Origin of the sequence: Brevibacterium sp. UCMA 11754, from assembly GCF_021532275.1 — a bacterium.
GTDB lineage: Bacteria > Actinomycetota > Actinomycetes > Actinomycetales > Brevibacteriaceae > Brevibacterium.
On the sequence record NZ_JACBOT010000021.1, the window covers coordinates 198053 to 211618 of the forward strand.

Annotated in this window: 14 protein-coding genes; 8 read left to right on the forward strand and 6 right to left on the reverse strand. The window is 62.7% G+C overall.

Annotation, left to right across the window (positions count from 1 at the left end; translation table 11 throughout):
- Nucleotides 1-20 precede the first annotated feature (20 nt).
- From HX613_RS09915 to HX613_RS09925, 3 genes are all read right to left on the reverse strand, one after another.
- Nucleotides 21-884, reverse strand: a complete 864-nt coding sequence (locus HX613_RS09915; protein WP_235345172.1) for a PPK2 family polyphosphate kinase — start codon at nt 882-884, stop codon at nt 21-23.
- Between the two features lie 67 nt (nt 885-951).
- On the reverse strand, nt 952-1635 hold the full coding sequence (locus HX613_RS09920; protein WP_235345173.1) for a trimeric intracellular cation channel family protein: 684 nt from the start codon (nt 1633-1635) through the stop codon (nt 952-954).
- 160 nt (nt 1636-1795) lie between these two features.
- A complete protein-coding gene (locus tag HX613_RS09925; RefSeq protein WP_235345174.1) occupies nt 1796-2296 on the reverse strand; it encodes an OsmC family protein in 501 nt (166 codons plus the stop codon).
- 124 nt (nt 2297-2420) lie between these two features.
- Between HX613_RS09925 and HX613_RS09930 the strand changes: the two genes are divergently transcribed.
- From HX613_RS09930 to HX613_RS09965, 8 genes are all read left to right on the forward strand, one after another.
- A complete protein-coding gene (locus HX613_RS09930) occupies nt 2421-4037 on the forward strand; it encodes a molybdopterin-dependent oxidoreductase (RefSeq protein WP_235345175.1) in 1617 nt (538 codons plus the stop codon).
- A 261-nt stretch (nt 4038-4298) separates the two neighbouring features.
- Complete coding sequence (locus HX613_RS09935; protein WP_235345176.1) at nt 4299-4976, forward strand: fasciclin domain-containing protein; 678 nt, start codon at nt 4299-4301, stop codon at nt 4974-4976.
- A 152-nt stretch (nt 4977-5128) separates the two neighbouring features.
- Complete coding sequence (locus HX613_RS09940) at nt 5129-5758, forward strand: sigma-70 family RNA polymerase sigma factor (RefSeq protein ID WP_235345177.1); 630 nt, start codon at nt 5129-5131, stop codon at nt 5756-5758.
- Nucleotides 5755-6639, forward strand: coding sequence for an anti-sigma factor (locus HX613_RS09945; RefSeq protein ID WP_235345178.1), 885 nt, complete (start codon nt 5755-5757; stop codon nt 6637-6639). Before HX613_RS09940 ends, HX613_RS09945 begins: the two co-directional genes overlap by 4 nt.
- A gap of 142 nt (nt 6640-6781) precedes the next feature.
- A complete protein-coding gene (locus HX613_RS09950; protein ID WP_235345179.1) occupies nt 6782-8164 on the forward strand; it encodes a sensor histidine kinase in 1383 nt (460 codons plus the stop codon).
- Nucleotides 8165-8167: 3 nt separating this feature from the next.
- Entirely contained in the window at nt 8168-8818 is a 651-nt protein-coding gene (locus HX613_RS09955) for a response regulator (RefSeq protein ID WP_235345180.1), read from the forward strand.
- A gap of 121 nt (nt 8819-8939) precedes the next feature.
- Nucleotides 8940-9827, forward strand: coding sequence for an ABC transporter ATP-binding protein (locus tag HX613_RS09960; protein ID WP_235345181.1), 888 nt, complete (start codon nt 8940-8942; stop codon nt 9825-9827).
- Complete coding sequence (locus HX613_RS09965; protein WP_235345182.1) at nt 9824-11008, forward strand: ABC transporter permease; 1185 nt, start codon at nt 9824-9826, stop codon at nt 11006-11008. The genes HX613_RS09960 and HX613_RS09965 overlap by 4 nt, the downstream gene beginning before the upstream one ends.
- Before the next feature lie 231 nt (nt 11009-11239).
- On the opposite strand, the gene HX613_RS09970 is transcribed toward HX613_RS09965, so the two are convergent.
- Genes HX613_RS09970 through HX613_RS09980 form a run of 3 tightly spaced genes read right to left on the reverse strand, consistent with a single transcriptional unit; the run spans nt 11240 to nt 13494 of the window.
- Nucleotides 11240-11974, reverse strand: coding sequence for an ABC transporter permease (locus HX613_RS09970; protein ID WP_235345183.1), 735 nt, complete (start codon nt 11972-11974; stop codon nt 11240-11242).
- Nucleotides 11971-12807, reverse strand: coding sequence for an ABC transporter ATP-binding protein (locus tag HX613_RS09975; RefSeq protein ID WP_235345184.1), 837 nt, complete (start codon nt 12805-12807; stop codon nt 11971-11973). The genes HX613_RS09970 and HX613_RS09975 overlap by 4 nt, the downstream gene beginning before the upstream one ends.
- A gap of 51 nt (nt 12808-12858) precedes the next feature.
- Nucleotides 12859-13494: a TetR/AcrR family transcriptional regulator gene (locus HX613_RS09980; RefSeq protein ID WP_235345185.1), complete on the reverse strand. Its 636-nt coding sequence runs from the start codon at nt 13492-13494 to the stop codon at nt 12859-12861.
- Nucleotides 13495-13566 lie beyond the last annotated feature (72 nt).

Sequence of the window (13566 nt, forward strand, 5' to 3'; positions counted from 1 at the left end):
GGGCTTCCAGAAACCAAGCCTCAGCTCTCGGCCAGTCGCTCCCGTTCGATGTCGATATCGAAGTCCGCAGCCGGCCACTGGGGGTCAATGTTCCGCAGCGCACTCAGCAGGAGCTGCTGGATCGCCAGTCGCGCGTACCATTTGCGGTCAGCGGGGACGACGTACCAAGGAGCCGCCTCAGTTGAGGTGCGCTCGAACACCGCCTGATAAGCCTTCATGTAATCGGGCCACAGGAGGCGTTCGTCGACGTCACCCGGGTTGTACTTCCAGTACTTGTCGGGGCGGTCCAGGCGGTCCATCAGCCGGTCCTTCTGCTCATCCGGGGAGATATTGAGCATGACCTTGATGATGAGCACACCCGCCTCGGCGAGCTCTGCTTCGAAGTCATTGATGGCGGCGTAGCGACGCTCGATCTCTTCGTCATCGGCAAGCTCGCGGACTTTGCCGATGAGCACATCCTCGTAGTGGGAGCGATCGAAGACGCCGATCATGCCGGGCCCGGGCACGCGCGGCCGGATGCGCCATAGGAAATCGTGGGAGAGCTCCTCCTTCGTCGGCGCCTTGAACGCGGCGAGCTCCACGCCCTGTGGATCGACCGATCCGACGACGTGGCGCACGATTCCGCCCTTGCCTGCCGTGTCCATCGCTTGGAGGACGAGGAGAACCGCTGGCCCTGACTCCTCATCATGATGGGTCGCGAAGAGTCGTTCCTGAAGATCGTCGAGTTCGGGGATGCAGGTTTTGAGGTCCTTGCGTCCGGATTTCTTGTTGCCTTCGTAGCCGGGGGTCGAACGCGGATCAACATCATCGAGCCGAAACCCTTCGCCTGCCCGCAGCAGCGGCTCCGGATCCTCGGTCCAACTCTGCATCGTCTTCTCGCTCATGAGTTCATCTTTGCAGGCAGGAGGGTCAGCGTCTATATCTGTGGTGATCTCCGAGGGCTCTGCGCCTTCAGTCGGGTTTCCGGAACACCGAAGGCAGCCTCTTCATCTTCCGTTCGGTCTCCCGATACGACCACTGCCGCATCGGCTGCGGTACCCGCCACTGCAGCCTCCAGGCCAGCATTCGGAAGGTGAACGCGAGCCCGGCGATGATCAGCGACACCGCGTTACCCAGGATTCCTGTCGCATCGGCGATGAGCGTGACACCGGCTCCGAAGAGGGCGGGGATCAGGTAGAGGTCGGTGCCGGTGAAGATCGCCGGATCCTCACTGGCGACGGCATCGCGCATGAGTCCGCCGCCGCAGGCCGTGAGCGCCCCCATGAGCAGTGCTGCCGGGTAGGTCGCACCGGCACCGAGGGCGATCGTCGTGCCGGTGACGCTGAAGATCGCGAGTCCGATCGCGTCGAAGGTCACGATCCAGATTCGGGCCCGCGAGACATGCTTGCCGATGAGGTAGATGAGCAGTGTGGCGATGAGGGGCGGGGCCAAGTAGATCGGCTGACCGAGCGCGTTCGGCACTCGATCGAGGAGGACGTCGCGGATCATGCCCCCACCGATGCCGGTCATCGTCCCGAGAACCAGGCCCCCGGTGATGTCGAAGCCACGCCTGGCAGCCAGGAGGACTCCGGAGACTGCGAAGACGAAGGTACCGGTGAGGTCGAGCGCGAGAAAGACTGCTTCCTGTACGTCCACGACTTACTCCCCTTCCGGCCTGTCAACGGCGCACCCATCGCCGATCGGCGTGTGGTCAGCATTGGCCGACGCCGGTTCTCCAACCTCGGCGCCTGGTCACCACTGTAGTATCAGTGCGCCGAGGTGGAGCGTGCCGTCCTCGTCCGTGCAGGAATCGGAATCAGCTGAGCTGGAAGTTGTCCGGGTTCTTGTATTCTTCGATCTCGACGCTCGGGTTGCCCTGTCCCTTGAGCAGCTTCGAGATCGGGCACCTGGCATGGGCTCGCCCGGCATACTTCTCCGCGTCTGCCTCAGAGACGCCGTCGATGGAGATGTAAGCCCGAGGTACAAAGTAGAATCCACCGGTGGACTCACCGTGCAGGTCGACCTCGACGCGGACACGGGACTGTGCTTCAACGTCGTTGACCGCCAGCACCACTTTGAGGGTTTCGCCGAGGCAGGTGCTCCACGCCATCGCGAGGAACTGCTCGGGGTTGCTGCCCTGATCGGCGTGAGAGGTGGGGGCCGTCGACAGTGTCATACCATCTTCGACTCGCACTTCACCCGAGGTCCCGCCGAGGTTCTCGACCTTGGCCGTATAGATGGGAGCGCTTGCGCTTCTTGGTTCGTCCGAGTCTCCGCTTGGCGCCTGCGGCTCGGCGTATCCTGGGTTCTCAGTCATTGCACTATGCTACGTCAGCTTGACGGCAAGTTCACTGACAATTTCGTGAACGAGACGCGGCACAGGAGCGAATCGTCTCCCTGGCTGACCCATCCGGAACGCGCTGCGCTCCGAATATCTGTACATGAGAAGACCATATCGCGCCGCCCTCGCTGGGATCGTCGCCACCCTTGTCCTGTTCGGTGCCGCCGACCTGATCGCCCGCGCGTTCGGTCCACCGGCGGCACCCCTGCTGGCATTGGGGCAGACGATCATTCCGCTGGCACCGACTGGTCTCGTCAAACCCGTCATCGACCTCTTCGGCACCAATGACAAGCTCTTCCTCATTCTCACCACAGGCCTCGGCGCGCTGGTGCTCGGAGGGCTCATCGGATGGCTGGCTTCTCACCGGCTCCGTCTGGCGACGGCGCTGCTGTGTGTGGCCGGGCTGGTTCCCATCATCGTCATTCTCATCCGCCCCGAGTCCAGCGTCGTCGACATCATCCCGACTCTCATCGGGCTCGCCCTGGGCATGGTCGTCTTCCGCCTCCTGATGAGCTTTGGAATGAGCCGCACTGAGAAAGGGACGGCTCCCGCAGCTCCCCGGAGGTTCCCTGCAGCTGCCCGTCCCAATGGTTCGTCTGCACCCGAACCTTCCTCATCCGACTCGACCGAGACGCCTGCTTCAGAGCCGTCTCGTCGCCGTTTCTTCATCATCACCGGCATCATCGGGACAGCGGGTGCCGCTGCGATGGCGGCTGGACAGACCGTGGCCGCATTGACTCTGGATGCGGGAGCCGCGGTGGCTAAACTGGTGCTCCCGAAGCCGGCGACGACAGCCCCACCGATCCCCACCTCGGCGCATCCCGACGTCAAGGGCCTCGCACCCTTCGTCACAGACCCCAAGGATTTCTATCGCATCGATACGGCGCTGGCTCCTCCGGTCATCGATCCCGAGGAATGGTCGCTGAGAATCCATGGCATGGTCGAGTCGGAGGTGACCTTGTCAATGGACGATCTGCTCGACCTTCCCCTCGACGAGCACCACATCACGCTCACCTGCGTCTCCAACCCCGTCGGGGGTGACCTGGTCGGCAACGCCACCTGGTTGGGCTACCCGGTGCGTGAGCTGCTGCGCCGGGCGAACCCGAACAAGGACGCAGACATGGTCCTTTCCCATTCGATCGACGGGTTTTCGGCCTCGACGCCGATCGAAGCCCTCACCGATGACCGGGACTCCCTGCTGGCCGTTGGAATGAACGGCAGTCCGCTTCCTCCCGAACATGGCTTCCCCGCCCGCCTCGTCGTTCCCGGACTCTACGGTTTCGTCTCGGCCACCAAGTGGGTCACCGAACTCGAAGTCACTCGTTTCGATGAGAAGACCGCCTATTGGACTGATCGGGGGTGGGATGCCAAGGCGCCCATCCTCGTCGCGTCGAGGGTAGAAGTGCCGAAGCCGTTGGCCAAGGTGCCTGCCGGTGATGTGGCCGTCGCTGGCACGGCATGGGCGCAGCGCAGCGGCATCAAGCGAGTCGATGTGAAACTCGACGATGGGGAATGGACCTCGGCAGAACTCGGCGATGAGGTCAATATCGATACCTGGCGTCAGTGGAAGACGGGTTTCAGCGACGTCGATTCCGGATTGCATACCGTCACGGTCCGTGCGATCGATCAGGACGGAAACGTCCAGACCCCGAAGCGCAGGAAGTCCATTCCCAACTCCGCGACAGGTCACCATCACATCCAGTTCAGTGTCGAGTAGAGCGATCCTCAGTCACGCACCGGACCACACTGTCACGGCCCCAGACTCCCCATTCAGGCGGAGACTGGGGCCGACCTGCGCAGGTCCGAAGATATCGCAGAGGGCTCCGTGAAAAAGAAGTCAAAAGAATCTTTGAATTTCACCCATCCAGAACCAGACGGGCTGCGAATAACAAGTACACAGCGAGCAATGAAGGCAACTTCAAAGCTGTGCGCTGATACGCACCACCGTTGATGCATTACCTCAATTAGGAGAAGAACGATGAAAACGCTGCTTCGCACTCGCACCACCACCATCCTGGCCGCCGGCGCGATCGGTCTTATGGCTCTGAGCGGCTGCTCGGACACGGGCTCCGACTCCGAATCCGGTGATACCGAGACCGAGTCCAGTGATACGGCGGAAAGCCCTGCCGCATCAGAAGAGTCGGGCGACGACGCCATGGCCGGCGGGGATCTCGTCGGACCGGACTGTGCCGCCTACGCCGAGGCCAATCCCAAGGGCGGCGGATCGGTCGAAGGAATGGCACAGGATCCTGTCGCCACAGCGGCATCGAACAACCCGATGCTCAAGACCCTGACCAAGGCCGTTTCGGGCAAGCTCAATCCCGACGTCGACCTCGTCGACACTCTCAATGGAGACGAGTTCACCGTCATCGCACCCACCGATGATGCCTTCGGCGACGTACCCAAGGACGACCTGGATGCGCTGGCCAAGGATTCGGACATGCTGACCAAGGTTCTCACCTATCACGTCATCCCAGGAAAGCTGGCCCCCGACGAGATCGCCGGTGAGCACGAGACCGTCGAAGGTTCGAAGGTGACGATCTCCGGCGAAGGAGACGACCTCAAGTTCGACGATGCCGGCCTGGTCTGCGGTGGCGTAGCCACCTCGAATGCCACCGTGTACATGGTCGACAGTGTGATGATGCCCTCTAAGTGACACCAGAGCTTGACGAGGCAGTGGCCAAGGACCGATTTCGTTATCTCGGATCGGCCCTTGGCCACCACCTTTTTCATACGATATGTGGACAACTTTCATACGATGTGTGGACAACCGAAGAACAGAAGCCGATCAGATGACATGATTGGGTAATGAGTTCAGATGATCCTTCGGCTCCAGGCCATGGACCCCCGGGAAATGATGCCCGAGCGTCAGACGGCACCGTCACCACAGCAGCAGACCCCAGCAGCGACCAGCTGCTGCGTATCGCCACCGGTGACAGGTCCGCTTTCGAGGAACTCTTCGTGGCACAATCCCGGATCCTCATGGCCGTGATCCTGCGGATCGTGAGAAGTCAGTCGCTCGCCGAGGAGGTGCTCCAGGAATGCTTCACCGAAGTGTGGACCCGGTGCTCCGGGTTCGACCCACAACGCGGGACAGGCAGGGCATGGCTGATCACGCTGTGCCGCAGGAGAGCCATCGACTGCGTCCGCAGTGTTCAGGCCCAACAGGATCGCGACTACGCCGATGGCCTGAGAGCGTCGGCGGAAGAGGGCGAGCAGGTCGAACAGACGGTCATCGATCGATCCGAGTCGGACAGAACCGTCACAGCGCTGAAGATCCTTCCCCCGGACCAAGCACAACCCATCGTCATGGCCTTCTACCAAGGCCTGACCCACGCTGAGATCTCAGAGAATCTCAAGATGCCCCTCGGCACCATCAAGTCACGAATCAGAGACGGAATGAAGAAGCTGCGAGAAGAGTTGGAGGCAAGCCGATGAACACCGATCGCGACTATCTTGCTGCCGGCCTGGCCCTGGGTGGACTCAGCGAAGCTGAGCTTGCCGAAGCGCAGGCTCTCGCAGACACCGATGTTGATTTCCGGTCCGAGGTCGCCGAGTATGAGGACACCATGGCGCTCATGGCCGAATCCGATGCAGTAGCGTCTGAAACCTCAGCCCCTGATGCCCCTGGACCCATCAGTGCAGCCACCCGGAACGCAATTCTCGCCATCCCGAGCACACATGCTCAAGAGGATGTTGCCGCGCAACCACAGAGCCTGGAACAGGCTGGTTCTGAACAGCAGCAGACTCAGCCCTCAGCACCGACTCAGCTCAACGCCCCGGCTCAGCCCGCACAGCAGGCAGGCAATCATTCGTCCTCGGACGCACCACCGCCTGCCGACCTGGCCGAGCACCGTCGGAAGCGCCGACCCTGGGTGCCGATGGCTGCCGCCGCTGCCGCTGTCATCGTCGCCGCCGGCGTCGGAGTGAATTCCTGGCAGAAGCAGAACGAGCTGGAAGATGATCTGGCAGCTGCTCAGCAACAGCTCGACGACTCCGCTCGTCTCATGGAAGCCGGCGATCTGAAAACCAGCACTGCAGAGCTGCCCGAGGGCGGATCGGTCACTGTGGCCTCGTCCGAGAAGGAACAGCTCATTCGCTTCAGTCCTCGCGACGTCGAAGTCTCTCCTGCAGGAAAATCCCTGCAGATGTGGGTGATCGGCAACGAGGGCCCCGAGAGTGTGGGGCTGATGACGAAAGCACCGGTGACCATAGCCGATGAGCCTTTCGCCGAAGGAAGTCTGTTCGGCGTCACTGTGGAGCCCAAGGGCGGTTCGGACCAGCCGACCACCGATCCGATCGTGGCCATCGGCCTGTAGACAATGGCCATTGTCGAGATGTCTGGAGGCATCGGGGAGCGAACATGACCGGCCACGCCTCCACCCCGCGCCGGAGACTGCACGCACCAGATCCCCACAGCGGCGGATACCCCAACACGCCTCGACTGTCTAAGCTGGAGGGATGACAGAGCACGAGACATCGTTGGCGCCCACCAAGGGCGATGTGTACATCGTCATCGCCTTGGCCGCCCTGTCGATCGTGTTCGCAGTGCTCTATTCGGCAACTGGCCAATGGCCCTTCAAGGCTCCACTGTGGGTCCTGTTCCTGTGCTCGATCCTCCTCACTGCTCCTTTGCTGTTCAGAAGACGATACCCGAGCCAAGTCGCTTGGACGCAGGCCGCTGTATTCGTCACTTCACAGATCCTCGGGACCATGGAGCCCCAGGCTGCGCAGTTCATTCTATTCATGGGCATGTACTCCATCGGCGCCTGGCAGACCAATCGCAGAGCGGCATTCCTCTCTCGCGTCTTCCTCTGCTTGGGCATATTGATCTACATGGTCTTCATGATGCTCTCCCAAGTCGGTGCGGTGGGCGAAATGACAGTCCTTCAATTCGCAGCGGCTTCGGGAGTCAACCTTCTCGTCAACGTCGCATTCTTCGGCGCTGCTTGGCTCTTCGGCAACCGGGCGTGGAAGCAGCGACAGCTCATGTCTGAACTCCGGACAGCCAATGAAGAGGTCCGCACCCAAGAGCGGCAGCTGACCAGTCAAGCACTCGATCTTGAGCGGGTGCGCATCGCTCGTGAACTCCACGATGGCATCGCCCACCACATCACCGGCGTCGGCATCCACGCCGCAGCCGCCCGCCGCAGCCTCGAGAAGAACCCCGACAAGGCCCGAGAATCCCTCAAGACCATCGAGTCCTCCACCCGAGAAACCGTCGATGAACTGCGCGCGCTCGTCTACACGCTCCGGGACACGGACGACGCGAGCACCGGTGAGCACAATACGAAGGGCAACCCGGGCCTCGGCGACATTCCCGAACTCATCGACGCCTCACGTCGATCGGGACAGAAGATCGACGTTGTCACGATCGGTGAACCGAGACCTCTGACGCCGATCACGGAGATGTCGATCTATCGTGTGATCCAAGAGTCCCTGACCAACTGTCGCCGCTACGCGGGATCGCACGCCGAGGTGGATGTCCGCCTGCGGTACGGCACCACCGATCTCGAAGTCGAGATCAGCGACACCCGTTCTCCCGGTGCGCTTCGCGAGGAAGCGCACCGCGAATCCGAACCTCCGGCGAAGCAGGCAGGCCTGGGCCTCGGCATCGTCGGCATGCGCGAACGGATGAGCGCCTTGGGCGGCTCCCTCGAAGCCGGCCCGAAGTCCCGTGGCGGCTGGCTCGTACGGGCACAGATTCCCTACCCTCGGAAAGTCGCCGAGGCCGACGCCGCCGCACCTGCTGCTCTCGAGACCGAGACCGCCACCGATACCGGCATGGATACAGACGATCTCCCAACTGCTTCCTCCATCACCGACTCCACAGCAAAGGCCTGAACCGTGATCCGAGTCCTCCTCGTCGACGACCAGTCGATGGTCCGCACCGGCTTCCGCACGATCCTCGAGAGCGAGGACGGCATCGTCGTCGTCGGGGAGGCTGAAAACGGTCAGGTCGCGATCGACCGTGCGCTCGATCTCGCGCCCGATGTCATCTGCATGGACGTCCAGATGCCCGTCATGGACGGGCTCGAATCCACCGCGGAGATCGTGCGCCGAGGAGCGGCCGGCGCTGTCCTCATGCTCACCACCTTCGACCGCGACGACTTCCTGTTCCAGGCGCTGGCCGCTGGTGCCAGCGGATTCCTGCTCAAGACCGCCGAGGCGGAGCAGCTCATCGACGCGGTCACCGCACTGGCGGGCGGCGATGGACTCCTGTCCCCCGAGGTGACCCGACGCGTCATCGCACGCTCCGTCCGCAGCCCCGAAACCACCACCTCGGCGGCTCCCGAACTGGAGCTGCTCACCGACCGGGAACTCGAAGTCCTCCACCTCGTGGCCAAGGGGCTGAGCAACGCCGAAATCGCAGGAACGCTCTTCGTTGGTGAGGCCACCGTCAAGACACATGTGTCCAACCTGCTGACCAAGCTCGACATCCGCGACCGCATCCACGTCGTCATCTTCGCCTACGAGAACGGACTCGTCGGGAGCTGAAAGGTCTCACTCCCAGTGTCAGAGTTTCCCAGTGTCAGACTTCGGCCTCCCCCATACTGCCGATGCCGAAATAGCCCGAACGACGGATTCGCATCGGCGCGGCACCGCATAGGTTTGAGTCATGATCACCTTGGACTCGATTTCTCGCAGCTTCGGCGACAAGCAGGTTCTCCACGACCTGTCCTTCAGCATCGGCTCGGGCAGGATGACAGGTTTCGTGGGCTCCAACGGATCCGGCAAGACGACGACCATGCGCATCATCCTCGGGGTGCTCGCTGCCGACTCCGGTCGCATCACCGTCGACGGCGAAACCATCACCGCCGCACATCGCAGCGCGATCGGGTACATGCCCGAGGAGCGTGGCCTCTACCCGAAGATGCCGATCATCGATCAGCTCATCTACCTCGCCCGCTTCCACGGTCTCAGCCGCCATTCGGCCCGTCGCCGCGGACTAGAACTCCTTGAGCAGCTTGACCTGGGCGGCAGCCCCAGCGACAACCTCGAAGCCGTCAGTCTGGGCAACCAGCAGAAGGTCCAGATCGCTGCCGCGCTCATCCACCGCCCGCGCGCCCTCGTGCTCGACGAACCCTTCTCCGGACTCGACCCGGTCGCCGTCGAACGCACCCTCGAGGTCCTGGGTGACTTCGCCGACACCGGTGCGCCTGTCCTCTTCTCCAGCCACCAGCTCGACCTGGTCGAACGCCTCGTCGACGACCTCGTCATCATCGACGGCGGCCGGCTTGTTGCGGGCGGCACCGCCGATGAGCTGCGGCGTCAGCGCAGCACACCTGAGTGGATTCTGGAGACCGATTCGGACATGGGTTGGGTGCGCGAGATCCCCGACATCAGGGTCGTCGAATTCGACGGCAACTGGGTGCGCTTCGCCGCACCGAACCCGGATATCGCCGAGGCGGTCCTGCACCGGGCCATCACCGTGTCCTCAGTGAAGTCTTTCGCCCCGCACACCGTCGCCCTCAACCGACTCTTCCAGGAGGTCACGCAGGCATGAGCACCCAACAGGATTCGAACTCCGTCGACACGAGCTCTCCCGCCACGAACGCTCCCAAGAAATCCGGATTGGCGACGACAGCACAGACACAGCGTGCCAGCTTCACCACCGCCATCGGTCTCGTCATCGAACGAGAGGTCATGGTCCGCCTGAAGTCCAAGGCCTTCATGGTCTCGACACTGCTGAGCATCGTCCTCTTCGGCGCGCTTGTGGCAGTCTCCGGGTCGCTGCCCTCACTGTTCTCCTCCACTGACAAGGTGGCGGCCACCTCGGCGGGGGCGCAGGCTGTTGAGGGAATCGACGGGATCGAACTCGTCTCCGTCGACAGCACGGATGAGGCGAAGGCACTGGTGACCTCCGAAGAGGTCGCGGCCGCCGTCGTCGAAGACCCTGCGTCCCCTGTCGGCGTCACCGTCATCGCCGAACGCTCCGCACCCGAGTCGCTGACCGGCGCTCTCAGCCAAGTGCCCACCGTTGAACTCCTCGACCCTGACGCCCCGGATCCGGGGCTCACGTACCTGATCGGGTTGGGCCTCGGGCTCGTGTTCTTCATGTCGGCGGTGACCTTCGGGACAACCATCGCCTCCTCGGTGGTGGAGGAGAAGCAGTCCCGGATCGTCGAAATTCTGCTCGCCTCCACCTCGGCGAAGGTGCTGATGTTCGGCAAGGTCCTGGCGTGTTCGATCCTCGCCTTCGCACAGATCGGCCTGACTGCGCTCTCAGTCCTCATCGGGGCCGCCATCGGCGGGAACGATCTGGTCCTCGGCAAGGTCACGGAGCCGATCGCCTGGTTCATCCCACTCTTCATCGTCGGCTTCGTCATGATCGCCTCCCTCTACGCCGCGGCCGCTTCGATGGTCTCCCGGACGGAGGACCTGGGTTCGACGTCCAGCCCGATCATGATGCTCATCTTCCTGCCCTATATGGCAGTCATCCTCTTCTCGTCCAACGAGACGGTGATGGCGGTGATGTCCTACATTCCGTTCTCCGCGGCGGTCGCGGTCCCGATGCGCGTCTTCCTCGGCACCATCGAATGGTGGGAGCCGCTCGTCTCCCTGCTCATCCTCGCGGTCACCACGATCCTGGCTCTGCTGCTGGCGACCCGGATCTTCGAACGTTCCATCCTGCAGTCGGGGCCGAAGGTGTCGTGGAAGCAGGCACTGAGCAGGTCGAAGGGCTGAGTGGGGGCGCCCTGCCTGCAGATACCCGAACCTGCAAATGCGCGGTGCAGGTGGAGTGGTCTTGCAGGTTCGGGTAGCCGATGAGCTCGAGGGATCGAATGCTCTGGCCGAAGTCGCCAAGCGACTTGGACGGATAGTCGAGTTCAACTGACGCAGGCACAACCGAGTGCGCTGCGGCACAGCAGACAGGAGGGAATGTCTCGCAGCGACCGTCAAGGCGCATAAGCCGTATTAATGCGTGCGCCGTCGCAGTGTCAGCGAACCGACGATGATCGCGCCGAGAATCCAACAACCGATGAAGATGATGCGCAGCCAGATGTAGCCGGAATCCTCATCGCCGCTCGCGACTGCCGTGAGCGCGTCGATCGCGTGTGAGAGCAGCAGCCAATCGCCGATGGTCTCGAGCACCTGGGGCAGCTGATCACGGGGCAGGAAGATGCCGCCGAGGAGAATTTGGGGGAAAACGAGCGCCGGCATGAACTGCACAACCTGGAATTCGGTGCGGGCGAAGGCACTTGCGAGCAGCCCCAGCGACGTACCCAGCAGCGCATCAGCGATCGCGACGACGAAGAGCATCCACACCGACCCCTCGATCTCGAGACCGCACACCAGCGTGGCATAGGCGACGGCGACCGCAGTCTGGACCACAGCGAGGATCCCGAAGGCGAGTGTGTAGCCGAGGATGAAGTCACCTCGGCCCAAGGGCATCGACAGCAGTCGCTCGAGCGTGCCGCTGCGGCGTTCGCGCAGAGTGGAGATGCTAGTGACGAGGAACATCACGATGAAGGGAAAGAGCGCGAGCATCGCCGGGCCGATTGTCGCGAACACATTGGTCTCATCGAAGATCCAGGCCACGAGCCCGATGAGGAGGCTGGGTACGATGAGGAGCAGAGCAATGGTGCGCGGATCGTTGCGGATCTGAAGCAGTACGCGTCCGGCTGTGGCCAGGGTTCGCTTCGGAGTCATTGTGGCCCCTTCTTCCGCACGCCCAGACTCTTCCCGTCGGCAAGCAGATGTGTGGGAGACCGAGGTCTCGACCGCGAGGCACTACGGCCACCGCGACCGCCGATCGAGTAACTCGGTCCAGCGTCGTGGGTCTCGATGATCCGCAGAAACGCGTCTTCGGCCGTGTCGGCACCAGTGGTCGTCAGAAGCTGTTCGGGGGTCGTGTCCGCGATGAGATCGCCCTCACGCATGAGCAGGAGTCGATCGCAGCGAGTCGCCTCGTCCATCACGTGACTCGAGACGAGGAGAGTCATACCATCCTCGGCGAGTCTGCGGAAGATGGCCCACAGATCCCCGCGCAGGACCGGGTCGAGGCCGACAGTGGGTTCATCGAGTACGAGCAGGTCCGGCGAGCCGAGCATCGCTGCTGCCAGTGAGACCCGGCTGGCCTGCCCGCCGGAGAGGGACCTGGCCAGACGATCGGCCTGCTCGGACAGATCCGTGCAATCGATGACCCTTTCGACATCTGAACGAGGAGCTCCTTGAACGCGAGCGAAGTAGCGGAGGTTCTGCCGCACGGACAGATCGTCATAGATGCTGGCCTGCTGAGTCATGTAGCCGACTCGGTGCCGAAGCGACGCGCTCCCCGCGCTCTGACCGAAGACATTCACCGATCCGCCGGCCAGGATCTGCACCCCGACGACGGCCCGCAAAAGAGTCGTCTTGCCGCTGCCGCTCGGTCCGAGCAGACCGACGATCGCTCCACCGGGCACAGTGAGGTCGAGACCGTCGATGACCATCGTTGAGCCCCGAGAAATTCGCAGACCGCGCGTCTCGATCGCATTATTCATCATATGATGAATTAGACGCCTCTACCTCACCCACGTCAAGGGCCATCTTCGTTGTCAGCGCTCTGTCCGGAGTCCCTCGATATGACCCTGCACCGCGGGAACGACGTGCGCGATGACTTCCTCGATCGGGCTGGAGGTCAGTGGTTCGACCATGACGACATGCCTGAGAATGAGCACCCCGGCGATCTGGGAGAGCACCATCGAGGCCCGCTGCTGCGCCGGCACGGCCTCGATGCCCAAATCCTCGAGGCGCTGGGCAATCGCGGACATGAGTTCGCGCAACAGGAACTGACGGACGAGTTTTCCGGCCGACGATCCGTTGACGACCGAGCGCAGAATCGTCACGCCCACAGGTTTGACCTTCGGGTCCTCCCACGCGAGCAGCACCGTGCGGACGATCGAAGCACCGAGTTCGGGAAGGGGAGCGTCGAGGGCCGCAGCGATGATCTTGTCGGGCCGGACAGGGAGCTTGACGACGTCAGCGAACAGGGCAGCTTTCGTGTCGAAATAGTGATGAACGAGCGCAGGATCGACTTCGGCGCGGCGGGCAATGCCGCGCATGCTCGCCGTCTCGTATCCCTTTTCGGAGAATTCGGCGGCGGCCGCCTCGGCGATCATCGCCCGTGTGTCCTTGCTCTGCCCTTTCCGCGGACGCCCCCTGCGACGGGGCGCGGATTCTGACTCGACCATGCTCCTCAGCTTAACCGGGAGGACTCACACATCCAGCCGGGCATGATGATGCCATTTGTCACCGATGTGAAA